This window comes from Pontimicrobium sp. MEBiC06410, from assembly GCF_053601615.1.
Window position 1 is genome coordinate 11,661 of the sequence record NZ_JBSHNT010000152.1, and the last position, 25,861, is coordinate 37,521.

23 protein-coding genes are annotated in these 25,861 nt (G+C 31.1%); 14 read left to right on the top strand and 9 right to left on the bottom strand.

Features of this window, described 5'->3' with window-relative positions:
• Positions 1 to 27 precede the first annotated feature (27 nt).
• The 7 genes from porU (at position 28) to ACVC08_RS09675 (ending at position 10,258) form a co-directional block, all read left to right on the top strand.
• On the top strand, positions 28 to 3,915 hold the full coding sequence (gene porU, locus ACVC08_RS09645) for a type IX secretion system sortase PorU (protein ID WP_452601883.1): 3,888 nt from the start codon (positions 28 to 30) through the stop codon (positions 3,913 to 3,915).
• Positions 3,916 to 3,948: 33 nt separating this feature from the next.
• On the top strand, positions 3,949 to 5,190 hold the full coding sequence (gene porV / locus ACVC08_RS09650; protein WP_452601884.1) for a type IX secretion system outer membrane channel protein PorV: 1,242 nt from the start codon (positions 3,949 to 3,951) through the stop codon (positions 5,188 to 5,190).
• Between the two features lie 98 nt (positions 5,191 to 5,288).
• The gene (cdd, locus tag ACVC08_RS09655; protein WP_452601885.1) at positions 5,289 to 5,771 is read left to right on the top strand and encodes a cytidine deaminase; all 483 of its coding nucleotides are present in this window, start codon (positions 5,289 to 5,291) and stop codon (positions 5,769 to 5,771) included.
• Between the two features lie 114 nt (positions 5,772 to 5,885).
• Positions 5,886 to 6,884, top strand: a complete 999-nt coding sequence (gene pdhA / locus ACVC08_RS09660; RefSeq protein WP_452598848.1) for a pyruvate dehydrogenase (acetyl-transferring) E1 component subunit alpha — start codon at positions 5,886 to 5,888, stop codon at positions 6,882 to 6,884.
• 3 nt (positions 6,885 to 6,887) lie between these two features.
• A complete protein-coding gene (locus ACVC08_RS09665) occupies positions 6,888 to 8,513 on the top strand; it encodes a pyruvate dehydrogenase complex dihydrolipoamide acetyltransferase (protein ID WP_452601886.1) in 1,626 nt (541 codons plus the stop codon).
• Positions 8,514 to 8,628: 115 nt separating this feature from the next.
• Positions 8,629 to 9,582: a M20/M25/M40 family metallo-hydrolase gene (locus ACVC08_RS09670; protein WP_452601887.1), complete on the top strand. Its 954-nt coding sequence runs from the start codon at positions 8,629 to 8,631 to the stop codon at positions 9,580 to 9,582.
• Positions 9,572 to 10,258, top strand: coding sequence for an SDR family NAD(P)-dependent oxidoreductase (locus tag ACVC08_RS09675; protein WP_452601888.1), 687 nt, complete (start codon positions 9,572 to 9,574; stop codon positions 10,256 to 10,258). Before ACVC08_RS09670 ends, ACVC08_RS09675 begins: the two co-directional genes overlap by 11 nt.
• Positions 10,259 to 10,433: 175 nt before the next feature.
• Here ACVC08_RS09675 and ACVC08_RS09680 read toward each other — a convergent pair whose 3' ends face one another.
• The 5 genes from ACVC08_RS09680 to ACVC08_RS09700 all read right to left on the bottom strand — a co-directional run bounded on the left by ACVC08_RS09680 (position 10,434) and on the right by ACVC08_RS09700 (position 13,319).
• Positions 10,434 to 10,949, bottom strand: a complete 516-nt coding sequence (locus ACVC08_RS09680) for a DUF3124 domain-containing protein (protein WP_452599327.1) — start codon at positions 10,947 to 10,949, stop codon at positions 10,434 to 10,436.
• Between the two features lie 114 nt (positions 10,950 to 11,063).
• Positions 11,064 to 11,264 (bottom strand): hypothetical protein, encoded by a 201-nt coding sequence (locus tag ACVC08_RS09685; protein WP_452599328.1) that lies wholly within the window; start codon positions 11,262 to 11,264, stop codon positions 11,064 to 11,066.
• 35 nt (positions 11,265 to 11,299) lie between these two features.
• Complete coding sequence (locus ACVC08_RS09690; RefSeq protein WP_452599329.1) at positions 11,300 to 11,773, bottom strand: hypothetical protein; 474 nt, start codon at positions 11,771 to 11,773, stop codon at positions 11,300 to 11,302.
• 54 nt (positions 11,774 to 11,827) lie between these two features.
• Positions 11,828 to 12,331, bottom strand: a complete 504-nt coding sequence (locus ACVC08_RS09695) for a Dps family protein (RefSeq protein ID WP_452601889.1) — start codon at positions 12,329 to 12,331, stop codon at positions 11,828 to 11,830.
• Between the two features lie 436 nt (positions 12,332 to 12,767).
• A complete protein-coding gene (locus tag ACVC08_RS09700) occupies positions 12,768 to 13,319 on the bottom strand; it encodes a hypothetical protein (protein ID WP_452601890.1) in 552 nt (183 codons plus the stop codon).
• A 256-nt stretch (positions 13,320 to 13,575) separates the two neighbouring features.
• On the opposite strand from ACVC08_RS09700, the gene corA reads away from it, so the two are divergent.
• Positions 13,576 to 14,643 carry a magnesium/cobalt transporter CorA gene (gene corA / locus ACVC08_RS09705; RefSeq protein WP_452601891.1) on the top strand — a complete coding sequence of 356 codons (1,068 nt, stop codon included), beginning with the start codon at positions 13,576 to 13,578 and terminating at the stop codon, positions 14,641 to 14,643.
• Between the two features lie 88 nt (positions 14,644 to 14,731).
• Positions 14,732 to 15,286 (top strand): thioredoxin family protein, encoded by a 555-nt coding sequence (locus tag ACVC08_RS09710; protein WP_452601892.1) that lies wholly within the window; start codon positions 14,732 to 14,734, stop codon positions 15,284 to 15,286.
• An 8-nt stretch (positions 15,287 to 15,294) separates the two neighbouring features.
• On the opposite strand, the gene ACVC08_RS09715 is transcribed toward ACVC08_RS09710, so the two are convergent.
• Together ACVC08_RS09715 and ACVC08_RS09720 are read right to left on the bottom strand one after the other, a co-directional pair.
• Positions 15,295 to 15,819 (bottom strand): hypothetical protein, encoded by a 525-nt coding sequence (locus tag ACVC08_RS09715; protein ID WP_452601893.1) that lies wholly within the window; start codon positions 15,817 to 15,819, stop codon positions 15,295 to 15,297.
• Positions 15,816 to 16,709, bottom strand: a complete 894-nt coding sequence (locus tag ACVC08_RS09720) for a hypothetical protein (protein ID WP_452601894.1) — start codon at positions 16,707 to 16,709, stop codon at positions 15,816 to 15,818. The genes ACVC08_RS09715 and ACVC08_RS09720 overlap by 4 nt, the downstream gene beginning before the upstream one ends.
• Positions 16,710 to 16,841: 132 nt before the next feature.
• Between ACVC08_RS09720 and ACVC08_RS09725 the strand changes: the two genes are divergently transcribed.
• Both ACVC08_RS09725 and ctlX read left to right on the top strand, forming a co-directional pair.
• Complete coding sequence (locus ACVC08_RS09725) at positions 16,842 to 17,717, top strand: DUF4349 domain-containing protein (protein ID WP_452601895.1); 876 nt, start codon at positions 16,842 to 16,844, stop codon at positions 17,715 to 17,717.
• A gap of 75 nt (positions 17,718 to 17,792) precedes the next feature.
• Positions 17,793 to 18,728 carry a citrulline utilization hydrolase CtlX gene (gene ctlX / locus ACVC08_RS09730; RefSeq protein WP_452596729.1) on the top strand — a complete coding sequence of 312 codons (936 nt, stop codon included), beginning with the start codon at positions 17,793 to 17,795 and terminating at the stop codon, positions 18,726 to 18,728.
• 5 nt (positions 18,729 to 18,733) lie between these two features.
• Here the strand turns inward: ctlX and ACVC08_RS09735 are convergent, their stop codons facing one another.
• Entirely contained in the window at positions 18,734 to 19,492 is a 759-nt protein-coding gene (locus ACVC08_RS09735) for a sulfite exporter TauE/SafE family protein (protein ID WP_452601896.1), read from the bottom strand.
• A gap of 3 nt (positions 19,493 to 19,495) precedes the next feature.
• Entirely contained in the window at positions 19,496 to 21,583 is a 2,088-nt protein-coding gene (locus ACVC08_RS09740) for a tetratricopeptide repeat-containing sensor histidine kinase (protein WP_452601897.1), read from the bottom strand.
• A gap of 471 nt (positions 21,584 to 22,054) precedes the next feature.
• Between ACVC08_RS09740 and argS the strand changes: the two genes are divergently transcribed.
• From argS to ACVC08_RS09755, 3 genes are all read left to right on the top strand, one after another.
• Complete coding sequence (gene argS, locus ACVC08_RS09745) at positions 22,055 to 23,845, top strand: arginine--tRNA ligase (protein ID WP_452601898.1); 1,791 nt, start codon at positions 22,055 to 22,057, stop codon at positions 23,843 to 23,845.
• 224 nt (positions 23,846 to 24,069) lie between these two features.
• Positions 24,070 to 24,666 (top strand): SprT-like domain-containing protein, encoded by a 597-nt coding sequence (locus ACVC08_RS09750; protein WP_452598231.1) that lies wholly within the window; start codon positions 24,070 to 24,072, stop codon positions 24,664 to 24,666.
• A gap of 104 nt (positions 24,667 to 24,770) precedes the next feature.
• A complete protein-coding gene (locus tag ACVC08_RS09755) occupies positions 24,771 to 25,850 on the top strand; it encodes a mannose-1-phosphate guanylyltransferase (protein WP_452601899.1) in 1,080 nt (359 codons plus the stop codon).
• Positions 25,851 to 25,861: the final 11 nt, after the last annotated feature.

Below are 25,861 nucleotides of genomic sequence, written 5' to 3' on the forward strand. Positions count from 1 at the left end.
ACTTAAATAATTACGTTATTTATGTTAATGAAAAAGATAATACTAGTATTAGTAATTTTTACCTGTGGGCTTGCCTTTTCTCAACAAAAAAAAATTAATTTAATTTGGAAAGAAACTGCTAGAATCTCCATTGAGGACTATTCTATTGAAATTCCAAAATTTGAACCCCAAAAAAACTATAACTATAGCTTAAAAAATGGTATAGAGTATGTAGAGCAATGGAAAGTAAATACAGCTGTTAACGAAAACAATGTATCTGTTTCTAATGTTGTATATGCACCAATAAGTAAAACAGAATTAAAAGGGCTAAATGTTAAAACAATACCATCTAGTATAAAATATAGTCTTAAAAACTCAATAGCAAGAAATGATAGATTTCTTATGTTAAGAGTTTCAGCTATTGTAAAAGATGGAAATGGAGGGTATAAAAAAGTAAAGTCCTTAACAGTTAACTATAGTAATTCTAATAAAAATACGCTCACAAGCCAAAATGCACAAGCAATAGTAGAATCTAAACTAAGTTCAGGAACATGGTATAAATTTGCTATTAATAAATCTGGAGTATATAGATTAAATAAGTCGTACTTAAATAGTTTGGGGATTAATACTAATGGAATAAATCCTAAAAACATAAAAATTTATGGAAATGGAGGCAAAATGCTACCATATAAGAATAGTGAAAACTATCCTTTCGATCCAGTAGAAAATGCAATCAAAGTAGTCGGTGAAGACGATGGCGTCTTTAATGATGATGATTATATTTTATTTTATGGAGAAGGGCCATTTGGAGATGTTCAAGATGTTTCTATAAACACAAACATAAACCCATACATGGATATAGCTTATTATTACATAACTATTAGTTCAGGAGCGGGGAAACGTATTTTACCTATGGTACAACCAACAGGTGCTACAGACATGACAATTACCACTTTTCAAGATTATCAATTTCATGAAGTAGATGAATTTAGTTTAGCTTTTGTGGGTAGACGTTGGTTTGGAGATGAGTTTGATGTAGAAACAAGTAAAACATTCGAATTTAGTTTTCCAGATTTAGTAGAAACTGAGCCAATAGCGCTAAAAGTTATAGGCGCATCAACCGTTGTTAATGATACTAATATGACTATTAGTTTCAATAATAACGAAGTAGGTACTTTTATTATACCAGGTATCGATGATCCAAATTTTGTGTCAGAAGGTATGTTTGTTGGAAACGTAAATGCGAATTCAGACAATATAGCAGTAAAAATAGATTACGATAAGCAAGGAAACCCCAGCGCTAAAGGTTACTTAGATTATATTGCTTTAGAAGCAACTAGAAATTTATCCTTTTCCGGATCACAATTTAAGTTCTTTAATAGAGAAACAAGCACAGCTGCGGGTATAGGCTTGTATACAGTAAGTAACGCAAGTAATGTATCAGAAATATGGGATGTAACAGATTTAAATAATGTTACAACTGTAGAGAATACTAATGGATCTGGAACCATTAGTTATAAAGCACCACTAGGTACATTAAAGACATTTGTTACAGTAAGTAGTTCCGATTTTTACGAACCCTTAGAAACATCAAACCCAACAGTTGCTAATAGAAACTTAAAAGGAACTATTTTTAATAATAACCAAGGCACGTTTCAGGATATAGACTATTTAATGATAACCCCATCAAGTCATTTAGCACAAGCAGAACGGTTAGCACAAGTAAATAGAGTAAAGAATAACCTTAATGTAAAAGTTGTTACTATAGAAGCCATATATGAAGAGTTTAGTACAAGTATGCGAGATATTTCGGCAATACGTAATTTTGTTAAATATGTATACGACAATGCGAGTACACCAGAAAATAGAGTAAAATACTTATGCTTATTTGGAGACAGTTCTTTCGATTATAAAGGAAGAATATCGTCCAATACATACAACATGCCTACTTGGAATGCTTATGATAGTTTAAATTTAACAAATTCATTTGTGTCAGACGATTTTTTTACAATGATGGATGACAATGAAGGGAATATAGAAACAACAGATAAGCCAGACATTGCAGTAGGGAGAATCCTCGCAGATACACCTTTAAAAGCCAAACAAATGGTAGATAAAGTATTAACATACTATTCTAAAGAAGCATTAGGTAGTTGGAGAAATAACTTTATTGTAATATCTGATGATGTAGACGAGCCTTGGGAAGTTGTATTGCAGGAAACAACAGATTTTATTGGAGACGAAGTTGCAGCAGAAAAGCCTTTTATAAATACAATTAAAATTCATTCAGATTCATTTCAACAAGAATCTTCAGCAGGAGGAGATCGTTATCCAGAAGTAGCAACAGCAATTTCTAATGCTATTGAAAGCGGAGCCTTAGTTGTAAATTATTTTGGGCATGGAGGAGAAGATGGTTTTGCATTAGAAAGAATTTTTCAGAAAACAGATGTTGAGAATTTACGAAATGAATGTCAATTAAACTGTTTTGTAACAGTTACCTGCGAATACACTAAGTTCGATAATCCGTTAAGAGAGACCGCAGGGGAGTTAATTTATTGGAATAAAGATGGCGGAGCAATAGCTTTAATAACAACCACAAGGCAGATATTTGTTAGCGTAGGTGTAACCTTTAACTCTGTATTAGAAGAATATTTATTTTCATATAGTGATAATGATACTTTCAGTGATTTTGAATACCCATCTATGGCAGAAGCTCTACGACTAACTAAAATAGACCCTTCTATATCTGGAATAAGTCAGAAAAACTTAGTCTTTTATATTGGAGATCCAGCACTTAAATTAGCCTTTCCAAAACCAAATGTAAGGTTAACAGCAATTAATGATGTACCAGTAGCAGAAGCGCAAACAACAGAAGTGTTAGAAGCTTTAAGTTATGCGAAAATAGCAGGAGAAGTTACCGATGTAGGCGGTAATATATTGTCGGATTATACAGGAATAGTAACAACAACTATATACGATAAACCAATACAGCGCCAAACTTTAGGAAATGATGGAACAGTAGTTGGAGGACAAGTAGCAAAGCTAGATTACGAAGCATTAGGAGCAGTAATATTTAGAGGGCAAGCCTCGGTAGTAAATGGACAATTTGAATTCGATTTTATAGTCCCTAGAGATATTGGTATACCAGTAGGCTATGGGAAGGTTAGTTTTTATGCTTCAAGAGAAATGACATTAGACGATCAAGCCGGAGCAACAACAACGACATTGCAAATAGGAGGCTTAAATGAGAATGCACCAGAAGATAATACAGGGCCAGTTATTAATATGTTTATGAATGATGAAGCATTTGCATCTGGAGGAGTAACCAACGAATCTCCAAACTTGCTAGTGAAACTTCAAGATGAGAATGGAATAAATACGGCTAGTGGAATAGGGCATGATATTGTAGCCATCTTAGATGGAGATGAGGTTAACCCATTTATATTAAACAATTATTACTCAACAGAAGTAGACGATTATACAAGAGGAAGTTTAAGTTTTCCTTTTAGAGATTTAACACCAGGATTACATACCTTAAAATTAAAAGCATGGGATGTATACAATAATTCTTCTACAGCGGAGTTACAGTTTGTAGTATTTAATGAAAATGACCATTTAATAGTAGAAAACGTATTAAATTATCCTAATCCATTTGTAAACTATACAGAGTTTTGGTTTAATCACAACAGTTCAGAAGTATTAGATGTCTCAATACAAATATTTACTGTATCTGGTAAATTAGTAAGAACATTAAATGGACAAACCCAAGGAAGTGGAGTAAAATCTAGTAACTCGATATCTAGAGATATTGTATGGGATGGACGTGATGATTTTGGAGACAAAATAGGAAAAGGAACCTATGTATATAAATTAACAGTGCACTCTAGTGCAACAAATAAAACAGTAGAAAAAATAGAGAAACTTGTAATACTCTAATAAAAAATTATATTTGTAAAATAAAAATAATCTATGAAGAATAAAATCATAATAGCAATAACGTTGTTTTTTGCTATTAAAATAGTCGCGCAGGAAAGCTCATTTCAAATAACGCCAAATGCAGATACAAGAGTTATAACAACTGGATTACCCTTTTTATTGATAGCACCAGATGCACGTGCTGCTGGTATGGGAGATATGGGAGTGGCAACTTCTCCAGATGCTTTTTCACAAAAATGGAATTCGTCTAAAAATGTTTTCGCTACAGCTAAATCGGGTATCTCTTTAAGTTACACACCGTACCTAAGTAAATTAGTCAATGATATAGGAATAGGCTATTTATCATATTACAATAGATTAAATGAACAAAGTGCTTTTGGTGCAAGTTTAACTTATTTCGGTTTAGGAGAAATTGAGTTTAGAGATAATGCAGAATCTGAAGCTTTAATCCAAAAACCAAACGAACTGGCGTTAGATGTATCTTATGCATTGCGATTAAGTGACCAATTTGGTATGTCTGTAGCAATGAGGTACGTAAGATCAGATTTAAAAGTAAATACGGGAAGCAACGATAATACAGTAGCAAGTACATTTGGTGTAGATATTAATGGATACTACCAAAGTGAAGAAGAAGCATATAACAGCTTTAATGGACGCTGGAGAGCTGGATTTGCAATACAAAATTTAGGACCTAAATTTAAGTATGATGAAGGAGGACAAGATAATTTTCAGCCTACAAATTTAAGATTAGGATTAGGTTTCGATTTTATTTTCGATCAATACAATAAATTAGGCGTTACAGCAGAAGTCTCTAAACTTTTAGTACCAACACCACCAGTTTTTGGAAAAAGAATAGAGTATATTGATGATAACGGAGATGGCGAGTATAATGAAGATGATGATACTTTTATAGCTGAAGAGGAAAATTATATTATAGAAGGGCAAGACCCAGATGTAAGTTTTATTTCAGGAGTATTCCAATCTTTTGGAGATGCGCCAGGAGGTTTTAGCGAAGAGTTAAAGGAGTTCACTTACGCATTAGGAGCAGAATATTTATACCAAGAGTCATTTGCATTTAGAGCAGGATACTTTAATGAAAATGAAAGTAAAGGAGCACGTAAGTTTTTTGCTTTGGGAGCAGGATTTAAATACAACGTAATCAATGTAGATTTATCATATTTATTTTCAGCATCAAAAGTGCAAAGCCCTTTAGAAAGCACATTGCGTTTCTCTTTAACGTTTAACTTAGGAGCAGGAACGTATACAGAATACTAATAATTTTATATTATTTAAGAATAACAAAAACTATTGCCCATCGCAATAGTTTTTTTGTTTAAATTAGTCTGCCGAACATATTACGTTCAAAACAGTATATGAAAGAAGTAAAAATAGAATCTACACTATACGTTTATGACGCTATAGACGAACTATCAGTAGATGTAAAACAATTAATGGAGAAAGCTGTAGAAGCTAGAGAAAAAGCATACGCACCCTATTCCAAATTTAATGTAGGAGCAGCCTTAATATTAGATAACGGAGAAATTATTACAGGAAGTAATCAAGAAAATGCTTCATACCCCTCAGGGTTATGCGCAGAACGCACAGCAATATACTATTCAGGAGCTAAATATCCAGAGTCTAGAATTATAAAAATGGCAATTACTGCAGCGTCCCAAAATCAAAAAACAATAGTACCAATACCGCCTTGCGGAGCTTGCAGACAAGCTATTGCAGAATATGAAGTGAAGCAAAAACAAGATATAGAAATATACTTTATGGGAGAAACTGGAGCGGTAGCAAAATCCAATTCCTTAGCAAATTTATTACCCCTTGTTTTCGATAAATCGAAACTATAACGATTTCGAAATAAAGGAAGGGTTAATCTTAATGAAATTTTACGAATAACAGTTTTTTCATTATTAACTAAAGTGTTACTTTTGTTATTCGTTTATTTTTAAAAAGCGTTACTAATGCAAAAAATCACAAAAGAAACATACCTAAAGTGGTATGAAGATATGTTGTTCTGGAGAAAGTTTGAAGACAAGCTTGCAGCAGTATATATTCAACAAAAAGTAAGAGGATTTCTTCACTTATATAATGGTCAAGAAGCAGTTTTAGCAGGAGCTTTACATGCTATGGATTTGACTAAAGATAAAATGATTACCGCTTATAGAAATCACGTACAGCCAATAGGTATGGGAGTAGATCCTAAACGTGTAATGGCAGAATTGTATGGTAAGGCAACAGGAACCTCTATGGGACTTGGTGGATCTATGCACATTTTCTCTAAAGAACATCGTTTTTATGGAGGACATGGTATTGTTGGTGGACAAATACCTTTAGGAGCAGGAATTGCTTTTGGAGACAAGTACCATAATAGCGATGCAGTAACCATTTGTTGTTTTGGTGATGGAGCTGCAAGACAAGGATCACTTCACGAAACTTTTAATTTAGCAATGTTATGGAAGTTACCAGTAGTATTTGTTTGTGAAAACAACGGATATGCTATGGGTACATCTGTAGAACGTACAGCAAACCATACAGATATTTGGAAACTAGGAAGAGGATACGAAATGCCTTCTGGACCAGTAGATGGTATGAATCCTATAAAAGTTGCCGAAGCATTTGACGAAGCTATTTCTAGAGCACGTCGAGGAGATGGGCCAACATTTTTAGAAGTAAAAACATATAGATATAGAGGGCACTCTATGAGTGATGCGCAACATTACAGAACAAAAGAAGAAGTAGAGGAGTACAAGAAAATAGACCCAATAAAACAAGTAAAAGATATTATCTTAGAAGAAAAATACGCTTCAGAAGAAGATATTAAAGTAATAGATAAACGTGTTAAAGCTTTAGTAGCAGAATGTGAAAAGTTTGCTGAAGAATCACCGTACCCAGATAAAAATGTAATGTACGATGCCGTTTATGAGCAAGAAGATTATCCATTTATTCAGCATAAATTATAAATTATGGCTACAGTAATTAACATGCCGCGATTAAGCGACACAATGGAAGAAGGAACCGTTGCTACATGGTTAAAAAAAGTAGGAGATAAAGTTGAAGAAGGAGATATATTAGCTGAAATAGAAACAGATAAAGTAACAATGGAATTTGAGTCTTTTAACGAAGGGACTTTATTACACATTGGAGTAGAAGAAGGAGATACCGCAGCTGTAGATACACTTTTAGCTATTATTGGAGAAGAAGGCGAAGATATTTCGGGCTTACTTAAAGGAGATACAACAGAAACAGATGAGACTCCAGAAAAAACAGAATATACAACATCAACAGCCAAGGAAGAAGAAACAACTGAAACTGCCGAATTACCAGAAGGCGTAGTAGTGGTAACTATGCCAAGGTTAAGTGATACCATGGAAGAAGGAACTGTTGCAACATGGTTAAAGAAAGTAGGAGAAGAAGTAGAAGAAGGCGATATTCTTGCAGAAATTGAAACAGACAAAGCTACAATGGAGTTTGAGTCTTTCAATGCAGGAACATTATTGCATATTGGACTAAAAGAAGGAGACTCAGCAAAAGTTGATGCACTTTTAGCTATCATTGGTCCAAAAGGAACAGATGTTTCAAGTGTAGCAAAAAACTTTAAAATAGAAGGCGATAGCGCTTCAAAAGAAGTTAAAGCAGAAACACCAAAACAAGAGGCTAAAACCGAAACTCCAAAAGCAGAAGCTAAATCTGAAGTAAAATCTGATGCTGTTCAAAATAATACCTCAAACGGAAGAATTTTTGTATCCCCTTTAGCCAAGAAAATGGCTGAAGAAAAAGGGATTAACTTATCTCTAGTACAAGGAACTGGAGAAAACGGACGTATTGTAAAAAGAGATATCGAAAATTTTGTACCAGTAGCAGCGACACAATCATCTGCACCAGTTGCAAAATTTGTAGCATCGGGACAAGAAGATACAGACGAAGTGAAGCATTCTCAAATGCGTAAAGTAATAGCTAAACGTTTAGCAGAATCTAAATTTACAGCACCACATTACTACTTAAATGTAGAGTTCGATATGGAAAATGCTATGGCGTTCCGTGCACAATACAACTCTATTCCAGATATTAAAATATCATATAACGACATGATTGTTAAAGCTTGTGCTTTAGCATTACGCCAACACCCACAAGTAAATTCGCAATGGTTTGCAGATAAAATGCAATTAAATAACCATGTACATATTGGGGTAGCAGTAGCAGTAGAAGATGGTTTAGTTGTACCAGTTGTAAAATTTGCAAACGAGCAATCATTACCACAAATAGGTGCCGCAGTAAAAGATTTTGCAGGTAGAGCAAGAAAAAAGAAACTAACACCTCAGGAAATGGAAGGGAGTACATTTACTATCTCTAACTTAGGAATGTTTGGAATAGAAAGCTTTACATCTATTATAAACCAACCAAACTCGGCAATTTTATCCGTAGGAGCTATAGTAGCTAAACCAGTGGTTAAAAATGGTCAAGTAGTAGCAGGTAATACTATGAAATTAACCTTAGCCTGCGATCACAGAACGGTGGACGGAGCTACAGGAGCACAGTTTTTACAAACGTTAAAAGGATATATTGAAAATCCTGTAACAATGTTAGTATAAAACACCAAATAATAAAAATGAAAATCCCAATTCAATACGTTTGAGTTGGGATTTTTTTATCTTTAAAACTTATTAAATAAAAAGGTTTTCTTTAAAGAAACAAATATTAAATATTATGAAAAAACTATTACTATTAGGTATTGCGCTGGCTTTTTTAGGATGTAAAACATCATCAGAACATAAAAACTCAAAAGCGGTAACAATTACCGCTGACGAAGTACAAAAAACCGTAGCATTTTTAGCTTCCGATGAATTAAAAGGGAGAAACACAGGAACAGAAGGAATAGAGACCTCTGCCTCTTATGTAGAAAAACAATTAAAATCGTATGGTTTAAAACCATATTATGAAACCTATAGAGACTCATTTAAAGCCAATGGATTAGATGCTTTTAATGTAGTCGCTTATTTAGAAGGGAATGATAGTAAATTAAAAGATGAAGTAGTAATATTAGGAGCACATTACGATCATATAGGAAAGAGTAGAATAGTAGAAAACGATTCTATAGCAAATGGAGCCAATGATAATGCAGCAGGAACAAGTGCAGTACTGGCAATGGCAAGATATTTTGCTGCAAATAAAAATAATAAACGTAGTATTATATTTGTATTATTTTCTGCAGAAGAAATGGGATTACTAGGCTCAAAGCATTTAGCGAAACGATTAAAGTCTGAAAACCTAAACCTATATACAATGGTAAATATAGAAATGATTGGTGTTCCATTTAAAGATAGAGACTATGAGGCTTTTGTAACAGGGTACAGCAAATCTAACATGGCAGAAAAAATAAACGAATATGTAGGAAGTAACTTAATAGGTTTTTCAGAAGTAGCAAAAAAGTATAACCTATTTGCACATTCAGATAACTATCCTTTTTATAATGAATTTAAAAAACCATGTCAAACAATTTCCTCATGCGATCTTTCTAATTACGACTTTTACCACCATGTGGATGATGAAGTAGATAAATTAGACTATAATCATATGGCAAGCCTCATTAATAAAATGATCCCAGCTATTGAAAAAATGAGTAATACACCAAATCAAGACATTGTTGTTAATGAAAACTAAAAATATAATAATAACTGGAACAAGTAGAGGTATTGGTTTCGAATTAGTCCATTTACTAGCTAACCAAGGCCATAATGTTTTAGCATTATCAAGAAACGAACAAAAGGTTAGTAACCTTAATTTCGATAATATTCATTCGTTTGCTTTCGATTTATCTAAGCCAGAAGATTATAGAAAAGTTGAAACATACGTAAAAGAAGAATGGAAACATGTTGATATCTTAATTAATAATGCAGGAACATTACTAAATAAACCATTCTTAGAAACCTCTTTAGAAGATTTTGAGCAGGTTTATAAAACTAATGTTTTTGGAGTAGCAGAAATGACGCGCGTAATATTGCCCTTTATGACTAAAGGAAGTCACGTTATAACTATAAGTTCTATGGGCGGGGTTCAAGGAAGCATGAAGTTTGCAGGTTTATCTGCTTACAGTTCTAGTAAAGGAGCTGTTATAACTCTAACAGAATTATTAGCAGAAGAATATAAAGAACATGGTATAGCTTTTAATGTGCTTGCTTTAGGAGCTGTACAAACCGAAATGTTAGCAGAAGCATTTCCAGGTTACGAAGCTCCAACAACAGCATTAGAAATGGCAGAATATATAGCTAATTTTGCTGTAAACGGGAACAAATATTATAATGGTAAATTATTGCAAGTTTCTAACTCTACACCATAACCATAGCGATCTATAGTTTAAAGCCAGTTCGTTAATGTATAACGTTATACATTAACGAACTGGCTTTAAAAAATATTTAAAACGATTATTCAAAAATATAATAAACGCCTTAGTAATAAATAAATACCTTACAAAATAGACTTTTTAATATCTAGATTAATAATTTATATACAGTTTATTTTAAAGAGTAACCATCAGTTATAAATGAAAATGCTTTGTTACTGTATTGCCCCATCATTACCGCTTGAATTACGGGCTTAGTACTACTGTTTTTAGACTTTAATTCTACTATAAAGTTTGCTCCAGAACCCCCAGAATTGTCTTCTTTTTCAATAACATAGTTTACAGTAGCCATTGGGCGTAGACTAATAGTTCCATTAATAAAACGCTTTACCATATTACCATCGGTATTATAATAGTTAATTTTAGAAATAAAAAGAGAATCTGTTGTACTAGTGTTACGTATACTTAATGTAGCAGACAATAAGTGGTTTTGATTTTGAGAATCAATATAAATATCAGAATAAATAGGGACGTATATTAAATCATGAAACTCTAGCTCTTTCTCATTTACAGGCTTATAAACCTCACGAGACTCAAGTTCATCTTGTCCAGAAGAATCCACATTAGGATTCTTAGGCTCTATGCAACTAGAAAGTAGAAAAAATAAAAACAAATATTTTAATTTCATGACATTTTTAATTTTAAGATCTATTGTTATATGTAATATTTTTAATAAAATTTTCAGAGTAAAAACAATATTTAATTTGCTTTAAAATTAAACCTATTTACAATATAGTGCTAATTATTTTTTCTTTGTAATAAAGGATAATACTAAAGCTAGCATACCAAGTCCTATAGTAATATAAGCATTTGTATTATCTTGTTCTTCGATATCTATTGGACCAAAACTAAAAGAAGCTTCTGGTTGTATAAGTGTAAAAATACCGTAACCTATTAATATTACTGCTACGATAACGAAAATTTTTGGTAAGGATTTATTCATAATTAATATTTTTAAGAGTTAGTAATGAGTTATATTTAAAATTGGTATCTAATACCAAGGGCAATATCTAAATCTAAACCATCACTATAATTATCATCAAACCCAAATTCTGGGCGCATATCTAAAGATAGAAGTAAAGGAATGTCAAAGTTATATTCTATACCTAAGTCTCCAGCAACAAGTGCAAAAGTACCATCGTTTACTCCTGCATCAAATGATCCTATTCCAGCTCCAGCTCCTACATACCAATTAAAGTTACCATCTATAGTATGTACCCATTGGTATAAGCCAACTAACTTAAAAGCTTCAACATTTTTAGAATCTCTCCATCCTAAATCGAACTCTAAACGGTTATTGTCATTAAGATATCTTTGATACGATATTTCACCACCAAAACCATCATTATCTCCGAGCCTTAAACCTAAAGCATTTTTTGCTATATTTTGAGATGTGGCAAGTTGGCAAAACCCTAATAGTATAGTCGTTAATATTAATTTAAAACTAGTCATTTTATTTTAGTATTAAAAGTTATTAATAAATTATAAGCTACGTAAGCTAATTTTTTATGATTTCATCCAAGCGGTAAACATCCAATTTCTCTTTTCTAGATGCTTCATAAAATCTGTAATAATTTGTTCTGTAACATTATCGCCAATATCTAGTGATGCATTAACGACATCTAGCATAGTATCGTGTAAAATATTGTAGTCCATAAGCAACTCTTCTACCATTTGTATAGAAGTTAAGTCGTTAGTATTCTCTTTAATTTTAGATTTTTTCATAATGGTTTCCATAGACATAGATGGCTTTAATCCAAATGAGCGTATACGTTCTGCAATAATATCTATATGTTCTTTTACAGTGTTGTACTCATTCTCAAACTCTTGGTGTAACTCAAAAAAATCTTGTCCATAAACATCCCAATGAAAAGTTCTCATTTTAAAGTAATAAACATGATAGTCAGCAAGTAACTGTCTCATATTTACAACTATTTCTGTGGTTTCTAAGAATGTAAAGCCTAATTTTTTAAAAGATTTCAATTTTGGTTTTTTATCAGATGTTGTCATAATTTATATGTTTTAAAGGTTAAAAAAATAATTTTCTGTTTTGAAGATGTCAATAAAAGCCACAACTTATAAGGCTATCATTAGCATCTTAATATTCAATTTATTAGTAAATTGAAAAGGGGTAATTTAGAATGGTATGTTAATACCTTTGTAAGACATTTTTAGTTTATTAATGCTTTGTTTTTGCTCTTAATCTTCTATAAAAGTGTTCTGTATTTATCCATAAATGGAATAGAGAATAATAGAATTACTACTAAATTTGGAATAAGAGTTTCAAGTGTTTATAGCTCTATTGAAGTCTTACACTGCAAAGATAATGGAGACGTTTAAAGTTTGTTTACTCAAATAAGTTTGACTTTAACTCATATGCTTTAAAGGCATAAAAAAAACGGTTACTGTGTAGTAACCGTTTTTCTATAATTAATAATTTATTAGATTAAAAGTCTGAATTTTCAAATTCACTTCTTTCTATTTTATCTTCATCAATACTAATGTATTCAACAATAAATTTGTTGTTGTTGTCAAAATAACCAACACCTTGCTTATCTCCGTTTACAACCAAGTAATAAGGGTTAGAACTAGATTTAATTGCTTTACCAGATTTTAATTTTTTATTGTTTTTAAAATAGTTCATTACAAACCCTTCGCTAGTTTTTTCAAAAGCATATTTGTTTCCATTGTGCTTATAATATTTAACTTTAGTAAGCTCATCATAAAATGGATCTTTATCGTTATCAACTAATATTGTTTTAGTGACTTTAGTAGGTGGGAATACTCTATCGCCATCAATCTTCCCCTTATCTTTAGGGTCTAATTTTACTTCTTGCTCTTTAGTAGTAATTACTTTTACTTTTTTATCGTATGTAGTATTACCATCTTTAGCTTTTACTATTTTAGTTTGTGTCGTTGTAATTTTGTCTGTTGGTTTATTTTGAGAAACAGCTAAACCAGTTACAAGAATTAAAGCTGTTGTTATGTAATTTTTCATAATAAAAATTTGAATTTTAAGGTTAAACTTCTTTTGTACACTGCAAAGCTATAGAGAAAGAGAGGTTTAACTTAGCTCAAATGTTAAAAGTCTTGACTCATTTACTAATGGCAATAAAATACATGTAAAAACAGATGTTTATAATAAATAGACTTAATACAGCATAACGTTTAAAAGTAAAACCGTTGATTATTATATATATTTGTTTATACCTATCAAGACATTTTTTGTAATGGATAGACATAAGTTAAATAAAATGAGTAAAGTTAAAAGAAGAAAACATAAAAAGAGTATTGGTAAAGCACCAGGTGAGGTTATATACCTTGGCGATAAGGAAAATTTAAAAACCAGTTTAGAGGTTTATGATTTTTCTAGTGAAAGTATTAATACATTAAAAACTGATTTTATTGAAGAAATCCAAGGATTTAAAGATAACGGTAATATTACTTGGATTAATGTAAATGGTTTGAGCCATACAGACAATATTATAAAAATTGGCGACTTATTTAAGTTGCATCCATTAATATTAGAAGATATTGTAGATACAGGACAACGCCCTAAAATTGATGAATATGAGTCTTATTTATTTATTGTCATTAAAATGCTATACTTTGATGCAGATACAGATTTTGTAAGCGAACATGTCTCTTTAGTTATAGGTAAAGATTACGTAATTACATTTCAAGAATCTGAAAAAGATGTTTTTAATGGTGTTAGAACACGCCTTAAAAACGAGAAGTCTCGCGTTAGAAACTCTGAAGCAGATTACCTTGGTTTTGCACTCATGGATGCCATTGTCGATAATTATTTCTCTATTATTGATTCTATAAGTGATAAAGTAGAGGGACTTGAGAACGAACTATTTGTAGAGAGTACTCATGAAGGAATTACTAAAGATATTCAACTTTTAAAGAATGATATCTTAAGAGTAAGAAGAAATATTTTTCCGTCGAGAGAAGTTATAGGAAGAATTGTAAAAACAGATTCCACACTAATAAAAGAAAAAACCTTAAACTATTATCGAGACTTACAAGATCAGATCGTTTTAATTAGTGAAAATATTGATGTAGTTAGAGAAATGATTTGGGGGTTAATGGATATGTACATGACTACAGTTAGTAATAAAATGAATAGTATTATGAAAGTACTAACTATTATAGCTACGATATTTATACCGTTAACCTTTATAGTTGGTGTCTATGGAATGAATTTTGAAAATATGCCCGAATTAAAATCCCCATACGGATATCAAATAATTTGGGCGTTCATGATAATAGTATTTATAAGCCTACTAATATACTTCAGAAAAAAGAAATGGCTGTAGTATGCATTATAAGGTTATACAAACCTAACGGTTTTTAAGAAAAAGGCATTACTATAAAATTTAAGATTAATAATTAAAAATATAAACGATGGCATTAACACCTTCTAACCCTTTTCCAATAGGAACAGAAGCTCCAAGCTTTATTTTGCAAGACACCGTGTCTGGTAAACTATTACAATTACAAGATTTAAAAGGAGCAAAAGGAACTGTTATTATGTTTATATGTAATCACTGTCCCTTTGTAATACATGTAAACGATGAATTAGTAAAACTGGCTAATGATTACAAAGCGCAAGGTATAGGCTTTATAGCCATAAGCAGTAATGATGTAGAGCGTTATCCTCAAGATAGCCCAGAGTTAATGAAAGAAACAGCGGTACGGCTACAGTATCCATTTCCGTATCTGTATGATGAAACCCAAGCAGTAGCAAAAGCATACGATGCTGCATGCACGCCCGATTTTTATGTGTTTGATGCAGATTTAAAAACAACGTACCATGGACAACTAGACGATTCTAGACCAGGAAACGGAAAACCGTTAACAGGAAACGATATACGTAATGCTATAGATGCGGTATTAAATAAAGCAAAACCTATAACCCCTCAAAAACCAAGTGTAGGGTGTGGCATCAAGTGGAAGTAAATAGAGCTTTAATCTATTACAGAAAAATGAATTTTATTTGTTTTTACAGGCGCACCATTAATAATTTCTACTTTAGTAGTAATAGAGGCATTTATAGAATCTTTAATAGTCTTATTCTTTGAAACAACATTAAAGTTAAGCTGCATTTTATAAATAGAATCTGAAACCTTTACAATATTACCCTTTTGCGTAATGTTTTCAATAGAAACTTTGCCATTAAAAAAAGGTAGAGCATCACTATTTAATATTAAAGCGTTTAATTGGGCCTGAATATCCTCTTTAAAATCGGGATGTTGTTGTTTTAAATTTATTAAATCATAAACATCGTTTAATTTTTGGGTCGCTAGCAGTTGGTATTCGTTAATGGTAGATTCATTTGTGGTAAATTTTAAATCTAGTGTAAGCCCATCAGTTGTTTCTTCACTACTGTAAATGTTTTCAACCTCTAGAGCATCAGTAGCCTTGCTTTTAGATTCATGTTTTGCGCACGAGATAATAATTAAACTCATAAATATGTAGATTACCTTTTTCATTTCATCATAAATTTAAGAGTTACTATTTTACCATTTTTCATAGTCTTATCTAATATTTTTATACGTTTTAAGCTTTTAGTTGGTATGGTTAATGTTCTTATAAATTCAGGCTTAGAGTAAATTTCAATACCAATATTGTTTTCATACAATTGGTAAATGGTAGCATTATCAGCAAATAATAAATGAAGCTGTTCTTTATGTTTTTTCCAATCTTTAATATTTCCGTTGGTGTAATAATGAAGCATTAAAGCGTAATCATCAGGTTTTAACTTTATAATTTGATTACTGTTAGAACCAATATGTCTAATAATAGTATCTGTTTTATGGTAAGGCGATTGTACTACAAACGTAATGGATTCTTGTTTTGTTTTATAAGTAAAGCAACCTAAACTATCGGTTTTTAAATAAATAGGAGATTCTTTTTTCTGTAATATTTTAATATCTAAAACGGTTTTAGTTATAGCCTCATTTTTAATATCATCCAGAAAACAAAATTCAAAAGTGTTTTTAGCAGTAATAGAACTGTAAATTAAAAATGTAATAGGTATAAGTAATAAAGTCCAAAGCCATTTTTTGGAGTTCTTTACTGTGGTTTTTGTAACACTTTTATTCGCAACTTTAAAAGCCTCCCAATTGTCGTAACCAACATATTTACTTAATAAATTTAAAATATCTATTCTGGGAAGTTTTTCAGGTGTTTTCTTAATGTAGGTATAAAACCATTTTTCGCTAACCTTTGCTTTTAACTGCAGAAATAAATCTTCTTGAAAAGCAGTAATCGTTTCTCCTTTCCAATCTTCAATAGCTTCAGTAACACTATGGTTTTTAGAAAACGTACTAAATAGTTGTGCCTTTAAGCATTGAAAAAGATATGTGTTTTCAGAATTCAAAAAGAAGTAATTATTTGATTTTTAGATTGTTGAAAATTGTAAAACGATTTACAAAAGCTTTGCAAGCGTTTTTCAAAAGCAAAATACAAAATTAAGATAGGTTTGCTTTAGTAACATTAAAAATATAACATTATGAAAGCAAAACAATTAAAAAGCCTAATCTTTTTTACAGTAATAATTACAGCATTTACAATTTCATCTTGTAATAACAGTAATTATAAAGAAGAAGTAAAAGCAGCGTCTACATCTATAACAGAAACTTACGATGCAATACAAGGAGAAAGTTATTTGAGTGATGTAAAAGAGGCATATACAAATCCTGTAGCATCAATTTCTCATAAAATTAAAACACCTAAAGAGTTAAAAATTATAAAATCGGCATCAATACGTTATAAGGTGAAAAATGTAAAATTAGCAACCACAGTAATAAAAAATATGGCGGCTAAATACAATGCCTATATTTCAGACTTAAGGTTGCAGAATAATTTATACTCAAAAGAAAATAGATTTACAATAAAAGTCCCTAACCTACATTTTGATGCTATCATGGATTCCATAAGCACAGTAGCAGAATTTGTAGATTATGAAAATATAACTACAAAAGATGTTACAGAAGAATATGTAGATTTAGAAACACGCCTAAAAACAAAATTAGAAGTAAAAGCGCGTTATGAAACCATACTAAGAAAAAACGCTAAAACAGTTGAAGATATTTTAAAAACAGAAGATAAATTAAGAGTAATACAAGAAGAAATTGAAGCAAACCAAGGGCGATTAAAATACCTAACAAACAAAGTGTCTTACAGTACTATACAAATAGATTTATACGAAACTGTGGACTATAAAGAAGAACCAATAGCCTATAATAAAACGTTTTGGAGTAAAACAAAATCAAGTTTATCTAATGGAATGTATGCTATAGAAATTGTGCTTTTAGGGTTAATTAATATTTGGCCATTATTAATTATAGGAGGAGTAATATTTGTATTTATTAAAAAAAAGAAATAGCTAATATAAATTGATTAAAAAAAAGAAAAAATGATATTCATATTTTCTATTTTTGCAATCTAAAATTTGTAAACCATGCAACAAACAACAAATACAATCTTAATGATTCGTCCTATAGGCTTTAGGATGAATGAGCAAACTGCAGTAAATAACTATTACCAAAAAGTAATAGATAATTTATTGCCAGAAACTGTAAACGCTAAAGCGCAGCAAGAGTTTGATGCTTATGTTGAAAAATTAAGAGGCGTAGGTATAAATGTTGTTGTTGTAGATGATACAAAAGAGTTTGATACTCCAGACTCAATTTTCCCAAACAACTGGGTGTCTTTTCATGAAAATGGAACAGTTGGATTATACCCTATGTTTGCAGAAAATAGAAGGTTGGAGCGTCGAGAAGATGTTTTAGAAGCATTAGAATCTCAAGGATTTAAAATAGAAAATATAGTGGATTATACATCTGCTGAAGCAGAAGATGTATTTTTAGAAGGAACAGGAAGCTTACTATTAGATCGCAAAAATAGAAAAGCATATTGTGCCTTATCACCACGTGCAGATGAAGGTTTATTTATAGAGTTCTGTGAAGATTTCGAATATACTCCAGTAGTTTTTACAGCCAATCAAACTGTAAATGGAGAACGTAAAGCAATATATCATACTAATGTTATGATGTGTTTAGCAGAAACTTTTGCAGTGATCTGTTTAGACTGTATAGACGATAAAAAAGAACGTAAACAAGTTGTAAAGCATTTAACCGAAGATGGTAAAGAAGTCATAAGAATTACCGAAGATCAAGTAAATAATTTTGCAGGTAATATGCTTCAAGTAAAAGGAGCTAACGATGAGTTGTTTTTAATAATGAGCCAGGCAGCGTACGATTCTTTATCTAAAGCACAAATAAGCATTATAGAAAAACATTGTAAAATTTTATCAAGCTCTTTAGACACAATTGAAGCTTGTGGAGGTGGTAGTGCCCGTTGCATGATGGCAGAAGTGTTTTTGCCAAAAGCATAACTCTATTATTTTATCAAATAAATAAAAGCAATACTTAATAGTATAATTGAATAGATGGAAGTAAAGACTTTTTTGGAAGCTTTACTTCCTTTTTTTGTACCAAAATAATTAGCAATAAAATAACTAAAAAAAAGTATAGACACTAACTGCCAATTTATAGAAAGCTCAGCATTGTACTTAATAAAAGCGCCATAGCTAACAGGAGGAATTAGTATAGATAAACTTAAAGCCCTTGCAAATTCTTTTTTTAACTTTAATAAAATAGTAAGAACAGGTATCATTAATACACCCGCACCAATGCCAAAAAGCCCACCAAAAACACCTGTAACAGCAGCTAAAGTAAAAACCCATAGTAAAGAAACACGCTCTACTTCTTGAGAGTTAGAATTGTTTTTTTTAGAAAGAAGTGTGCTAATCTGGATTGCGGCAATAACTATAAGTAGAATTGCAAAATAAGTAGATAAATGGATTTCTCCTAAATAGAATGCTCCAATAGCGCCAAAGTAAGAAAACAAACAATAAGCAAAAACACCAACAATTATACTACCCCATAGTTTTTTTACATAACCATAAAGCGATAGCACCCCCAGAAGACTCATAGGGCCTAACATCATCGTTAAAATATTTCCCTGTGCCATTAACTGAGACATACCCATGACAATAACTAAAAAAGAAACGAGAAAAGGTCCGCCTCCAATACCAGCATAACCACCAATATAACCTACAGATAACCCTAATAAAACGTAGATAATTATATCGTACATAAATTAATTTAATAACGAATAACCAGTTTTACTTTTGGGTAGCTCAATATAAAACGTGCTACCTTTTTTAAGCTCACTATCCACCCAAATGCGTCCTTGATTAAGTTCTACCATTTCTTTACAAATAGTTAACCCTAAGCCAGTACCTTTTTCATTATTGGTGCCAACAGTAGAGAAGGCTTTATCATTAAATAATTTATCCTGATTTTCTTTAGAAATACCAATACCAGAATCTGCAATACTTATAATCGCTTTGCTATTTACACTAGTTTTATTATTAATCGTAATAGAGTCGCCATTTTCACAGAATTTTACTGCGTTAGCCAATAAATTCTGAATGATGATTTCTACCATACTTCTGTCAGCAAATACATATTCGCGTGTTGTATTATTTATTAAATTAATACCTTTAGTTATAATTTTTTGCTCAACGAGTTTTAATTTATCTTCAAAAACTTCCTGAATATCAAATAAAGAAGGTTTTGCTTCTAGAGATTGCATTTGCGATTTAGACCAGTTTAGTAAATTAAAAAGCAATAAGGATGCATTGTTAGCATTATCACTTAATTCAGGCAATAAACTATTAAATTCTTCATCAGAAAGAGAACCCTCCTTAAGCAAGTCTATAAAACCTTGAGTAGACGTTAAAGAATCTTTTAAATCATGTGAAACTATAGAAAACAGTTTGTCTTTAACGTGATTAATACTCTCTAAGTATTTACTTTGCTCTAAAATGGCTTCGTTTTGCTGTTCTATCTTTTGGTTTTTTTCTTCTAACTCTCTAGTATACTTTAATTGGTTGTTACGCTTTAAATATGCAGGTACAAAAAATATAAGCGCAATTGCAAAGGCAGCTAGTAAAGTATAAAATACAAGCTTTAACCTACTAATGTTTTCTTTATTATCTACTATTACAGCAGTTTTAGGAGGTGTTTTGATGTTGACAATAGGTTTTTGCGCTAATGCAGCAACATTAATAGAATCGTTAATAGCTTTAACAATGGTATTAGAAATGGTCTCCTTTTTACTAATTTCAATTTTATCTTTTAGTTTATAGTACTCCCTTTGCCAGGCAAAAGCACGTTTAAAGTTATTAGTTGTAGAATCTAATGTCTTGTGTAAAAGATACGTACTTAATAGTTCCTCTCTGTTATCTATAACCCTTCCAATGTTTCCTGCCTCCAGTAAATAATCATCAGCTTCAACATAATTTTTAGTCAAAAAACTCAATGCTCCTAAATTATTTAATGACATAAGAATACCATTGTCGTTTTTTAGTATTCTATTTAATTTAAGCCCTTCATTAAGTGTTTTTTTTGCAAGAGCATAACGTTTTGTTTTAACATAAGCTTTACCCAATTTGGGGAAAATTTGAGCCTTTAAAACGGTATCTGTTCTTTTAATATACTCTAAAGCTCCAGTATAATAGCCTATAGCATCATTAAACTCTTGTTTTTTTAAGTAAAGGTCTGCTAGATTTTTACTAGAAACTATAATATTTATAGAATCTTTAAGGAGGTTATCTTTCTCTAAACTTTTTAAATAATAAATAATAGCATCATCTAAAGCATTAGTGTATTGATAGGCTTTGGCTAAATTTTTATAGGCATAAGCTAAATCTCTGTATAACTTTTTATGTTCTAATTCCTGAATACCAGATAGAGCGTCTACAATTCCCTCTCTATAGTTCCCTGTTTTAATTTTAAGAACCCCTAACTTGCTATTAATTTTAGCTATAATTAAAGAATCGTTTAAATCAGTATATAAACGCTTAGCTTTAGTATAGTAATTAATTGCCTTAATATGTTCTTCTTTTTTTGCAGTAATTAAGGCTTTTAAATATAATGTTTCAGCAAGCCCTTTATTGTAATTTAAATCTTTAGATAGTTTTTCGCTTTGTTCAATATATTTTAAAGCTAAATCATAATCATTAGCAGCATGATATAATTTAATAATCTCTAAACAAGTATTTACTTTTGTAGAGTCCACTTGTTTAAATGCTAAATCTATAGTAAGTTGCTCTAAATCTTTAGTTTGAGAATAACCTAGTAGAGATATAAATAAGTACAAAAAAATAAGGGAATTTCTCATGTATTTTTTAAGAGCATAGAATAAAGCTATTTGAGCTGTTTAAAGGGGTTAAAAAATAGAATTGAAATTTGTAATGACATTTACAAGCCTTAATTTTAGGTTAATAGCACGACAAAAATTGAAAAAAATAAATAAAAAAACTAATTTATGGGATTTACTGACAAAAAATTAGATTAAATGAACCTTTATCGGTTTGATGATGTAATATATCGATATAATGTTAATTAAAACGATAAACTATTCGGTTTTTTTACCAGCATTAAAAATTAACACGTTAAAAGCTAAAAGGTTGATCTAACATTTTTCTATAAGAGAGCATTAAAAAATACACAATTAAGCATAAGTTTCTATCCATAGGATTCTAAAAAAGAACAAAGCAAACCCACATAAGAACTTAGGTATTTTAAAACCAAATAGTGTAATAATCAAATAATAAAAATATTATCTTTGTCCGTCTAAAAAATATTATAAATGAGCTTACAAGCGATCTTATCGAATCACGTACAACAAGCAGTAAAAACAATTTTTAGTGCAGATTTGCAAACCGTAGAATTTCAGGCTACTCGTAAAGAGTTTGCAGGAGATATTACAATTGTTGTTTTTCCAATGTTGCGCGTTGTAAAAGGAAACCCTGTGCAAATAGGAAACCAGATAGGACAATACTTATTAGATCATTTAGAAGACGTTGTTGGCTTTAATGTAGTAAAAGGCTTTTTAAATATTGAAATAAGTGATGCCTTCTATATTAACTTTTTTAATACCATAAAAACCAATACAACTTATGGGTTTGCAAAACCTAAAGAAGAAGATAAAGCCGTTATGGTTGAGTACTCTTCTCCAAACACCAACAAACCATTGCATTTAGGGCATGTTAGAAATAACTTGTTAGGGTATAGTGTTGCAGAAATTTTAAAAGCATCTGGAAAAACAGTATACAAAACACAAATTATAAACGATAGAGGTATCCATATATGCAAAAGCATGTTGGCATGGAAACGTTTTGGAAATGGAGAAACTCCAGAAAGTACAGGTTTAAAAGGAGACAAGTTAGTAGGTAATTACTATGTAAAGTTTGACCAAGAGTATAAAAAAGAAATAGAAGCGTTAATAGCGGAAGGGAAAACACTAGAAGAAGCAAAAAAACAAGCCCCAATTTTAGTTGAAGCCCAAAAAATGCTTTTAAAATGGGAAGCAGGAGATGAAGAAACTGTAGCACTTTGGGAAATGATGAACCAATGGGTTTATGACGGATTTAATATAACCTATAAAAATTTAGGAGTAGATTTTGATTGCTTATACTACGAAAGTAAAACGTACCTATTAGGAAAAGAATTTATAGATCAAGGCCTAAAAACAGGAGTGTTTATTAAAAAAGAAGATGGATCTGTTTGGTGCGATTTAACAAGTGATGGATTAGACGAAAAAATAGTATTACGTAGTGATGGTACAGCAGTATACATGACACAAGATATTGGTACAGCAATACAACGTATAAAAGATTACCCAGATGTAGGCGGTATGGTTTACACGGTTGGTAATGAGCAAGACTATCACTTTAAAGTACTGTTTTTAATTATAAAAAAATTAGGATTCGACTGGGCAAAAAATCTACACCATTTAAGTTATGGAATGGTAGATTTGCCATCAGGTAAAATGAAGAGTAGAGAAGGAACAGTTGTAGATGCCGATGAGTTAATTGTTGAAATGGCAGATACAGCAAAAGAGATTTCTGAAGAACTAGGAAAACTAGACGGTTATACCGATGCAGAGAAAGATAAATTATACGAAACAATAGGATTAGGAGCTTTAAAATATTTCATATTAAAAGTAGACCCTAAAAAACGTATATTATTCGACCCTAAAGAATCTATAGATTTTCAAGGAAATACAGGGCCTTTTATACAATATACGTATGCTAGAATTCAATCGATATTAAGAAAAGCAAGTATAAGTGATAAGGAGGCGTTAAGTGCAACAGAAGTAACATTAACCCTGCATGAAAAAGAAAAAGCATTGCTAAAACAAGTGCAGCTATTTCCAGAAATAATACAAAATGCAGCCAAACAACATAGCCCTGCATTAGTAGCTAATTATGTTTACGATTTAGTAAAAGATTTTAATTCATTTTATCAAAACGTACAAATATTAGGAACAGGTAATGAAACAGAAAAAGTATTCAGAGTACAATTATCGCAATTAGTTTCTAATACTATAAAGAACGCCTTAAGTCTATTAGGCATTAATGCTCCAGAACGTATGTAATACTTTCTGTGTAGAGAATAAGTATAAACGGTAAACACTCAAAAAAAATAAAGCTTTGAGAGTGTTTACCGTTTTTTAGTATCTCCGTTTTCTATATTTAAATACCCATTATTTTTATTGCAATAGCAAGTTTACATCATAATAAAATAGAAGTATCTTGTTTGTGTAATAACCATAAAAAATAAACAAGATTTGTATTAAATAAAAAACTTACTTTTGCTATAATGCAGATTACATTACAAAATTATATTCCCGAACAAGCAATACCACGCGTTTTACAACTTTTAGAACATGATAACTTAACCGTATTAGTAAAAAAAGAACGTAAAACAAGACACGGTGATTATAGAAAATTACCAAATGGAAAGCATCAAATAACAGTAAATGGAAATTTAAATAGCTATCGCTTTTTAATTACATTAATACATGAAATAGCACATTTTGAGGCGTTTAAAAACTATGGACGTTTAATAAAACCACATGGAGTAGAGTGGAAGCATACTTTTCAACAATTAATGCTGCCATTTATAAACCCAAATGTATTTCCTTCGCATTTGTTGCCGTTATTAGCAAATCATTTTAAAAATCCTAAAGCCTCTAGTGATACAGATATAACATTAGCACTAGCATTAAAAAAATACGATGCCCCAAACAATAATCATTATGTCTCTCAATTACCAATAGGAAGCATATTTGAATTGTATAACGGAAGACGCTTTAAAAAAATAAAAAAACGTACAAAACGTTATGAATGTGTTGAAATTAATACAGGAAAAGTGTATCTTTTTAACCCAAATGCAGAAGTACTGCTATTAGAATGATTAAACTCCCTAAAGAATAAAAAAACTGGTTAAATACGTAACGCTTATAAACGATGTAATGCAGTTTAAATAAAGTAAACGTATAGAAAGAATAGGAATAAACTATGAATAAAAATTATTACGCAATATTAATGGCAGGCGGTGTCGGATCTCGATTTTGGCCAGTAAGTACAGAAGCATTTCCTAAACAATTTCATGATATGTTAGGAACGGGAGAAACACTTATTCAAAAAACGTTTCAGCGATTATCGCAAAGTATTCCTAAAGAAAATATTTTCATTTTAACGAATGAGCGCTATAACGACTTAGTATTTCAACAATTACCAGAAATAACAAAGCGACAAGTCGTTTTAGAGCCAGCAATGCGTAATACAGCACCGTGCATATTATATGCATCATTAAAAATTCAGAAAGAAAACCCAGAAGCAGTAATGATTGTAGCACCAAGCGATCATTGGATAGAAAATGAAGCAGCATTTGCAAAAAATGTTCAAGAAGCTTTTGAGTTTTGTGAAAACAATAATGCGTTAATGACATTAGGAATACAGCCAACCTTTCCAAATACAGGATACGGCTACATAGAATATAATACGCATTCTATCGAAACCATCAAACCAGTAAATCAATTTAGAGAAAAGCCAGATTACGAAACAGCAAAAGGATTTATAGCTAAAGGTAATTTTCTATGGAATGCAGGCATTTTCATGTGGAGTGTAAAAACAGTTATAGAAACCTTTAAAACCAATCAACCAGAACTATTTAATTTATTTGAAAAAGGAAACGCAGTTTACAATACAGAGTTCGAAGACGATTTTATAAGAGACAATTATGGTAAAGCCGAAAATATCTCTGTAGACTATGCAATTATGGAGAAATCAAATAACGTTTATGTACTTCCTGCAACATTCGATTGGAACGATTTAGGAACATGGGGTAGTTTGTATGATAAACTAGATAAAGATGACAATAATAATGCTGTAGTAAATGCGAGAATATTAACAGAAGGAACTTCTGGAAATATGATACGCACACAAAAGGATAAAGTAGTTGTAGTGGATGGTTTAAAAGACTATATTATAGTAGACAAAGATGAGGTGCTATTAATATACCCGAAAAAGAAAGAACAGGACATTAAAAAAGTACTGCAAAAAGTGAAGAATAACTTCGGAAACCATTTAGGATAAACATAAAAGAT

Excerpts from the sequence above, each read along its gene's own strand:
- porU (WP_452601883.1), top strand. The coding sequence starts at position 28 with ATGAAAAAGATAATACTAGTATTAGTAATTTTTACCTGTGGGCTTGCC.
- porV (WP_452601884.1), top strand. The coding sequence starts at position 3,949 with ATGAAGAATAAAATCATAATAGCAATAACGTTGTTTTTTGCTATTAAA.
- cdd (WP_452601885.1), top strand. The coding sequence starts at position 5,289 with ATGAAAGAAGTAAAAATAGAATCTACACTATACGTTTATGACGCTATA.
- pdhA (WP_452598848.1), top strand. The coding sequence starts at position 5,886 with ATGCAAAAAATCACAAAAGAAACATACCTAAAGTGGTATGAAGATATG.
- ACVC08_RS09665 (WP_452601886.1), top strand. The coding sequence starts at position 6,888 with ATGGCTACAGTAATTAACATGCCGCGATTAAGCGACACAATGGAAGAA.
- ACVC08_RS09670 (WP_452601887.1), top strand. The coding sequence starts at position 8,629 with ATGAAAAAACTATTACTATTAGGTATTGCGCTGGCTTTTTTAGGATGT.
- ACVC08_RS09675 (WP_452601888.1), top strand. The coding sequence starts at position 9,572 with ATGAAAACTAAAAATATAATAATAACTGGAACAAGTAGAGGTATTGGT.
- ACVC08_RS09680 (WP_452599327.1), bottom strand. The coding sequence starts at position 10,949 with ATGAAATTAAAATATTTGTTTTTATTTTTTCTACTTTCTAGTTGCATA.
- ACVC08_RS09685 (WP_452599328.1), bottom strand. The coding sequence starts at position 11,264 with ATGAATAAATCCTTACCAAAAATTTTCGTTATCGTAGCAGTAATATTA.
- ACVC08_RS09690 (WP_452599329.1), bottom strand. The coding sequence starts at position 11,773 with ATGACTAGTTTTAAATTAATATTAACGACTATACTATTAGGGTTTTGC.
- ACVC08_RS09695 (WP_452601889.1), bottom strand. The coding sequence starts at position 12,331 with ATGACAACATCTGATAAAAAACCAAAATTGAAATCTTTTAAAAAATTA.
- ACVC08_RS09700 (WP_452601890.1), bottom strand. The coding sequence starts at position 13,319 with ATGAAAAATTACATAACAACAGCTTTAATTCTTGTAACTGGTTTAGCT.
- corA (WP_452601891.1), top strand. The coding sequence starts at position 13,576 with ATGAGTAAAGTTAAAAGAAGAAAACATAAAAAGAGTATTGGTAAAGCA.
- ACVC08_RS09710 (WP_452601892.1), top strand. The coding sequence starts at position 14,732 with ATGGCATTAACACCTTCTAACCCTTTTCCAATAGGAACAGAAGCTCCA.
- ACVC08_RS09715 (WP_452601893.1), bottom strand. The coding sequence starts at position 15,819 with ATGAAAAAGGTAATCTACATATTTATGAGTTTAATTATTATCTCGTGC.
- ACVC08_RS09725 (WP_452601895.1), top strand. The coding sequence starts at position 16,842 with ATGAAAGCAAAACAATTAAAAAGCCTAATCTTTTTTACAGTAATAATT.
- ctlX (WP_452596729.1), top strand. The coding sequence starts at position 17,793 with ATGCAACAAACAACAAATACAATCTTAATGATTCGTCCTATAGGCTTT.
- ACVC08_RS09735 (WP_452601896.1), bottom strand. The coding sequence starts at position 19,492 with ATGTACGATATAATTATCTACGTTTTATTAGGGTTATCTGTAGGTTAT.
- ACVC08_RS09740 (WP_452601897.1), bottom strand. The coding sequence starts at position 21,583 with ATGAGAAATTCCCTTATTTTTTTGTACTTATTTATATCTCTACTAGGT.
- argS (WP_452601898.1), top strand. The coding sequence starts at position 22,055 with ATGAGCTTACAAGCGATCTTATCGAATCACGTACAACAAGCAGTAAAA.
- ACVC08_RS09750 (WP_452598231.1), top strand. The coding sequence starts at position 24,070 with ATGCAGATTACATTACAAAATTATATTCCCGAACAAGCAATACCACGC.
- ACVC08_RS09755 (WP_452601899.1), top strand. The coding sequence starts at position 24,771 with ATGAATAAAAATTATTACGCAATATTAATGGCAGGCGGTGTCGGATCT.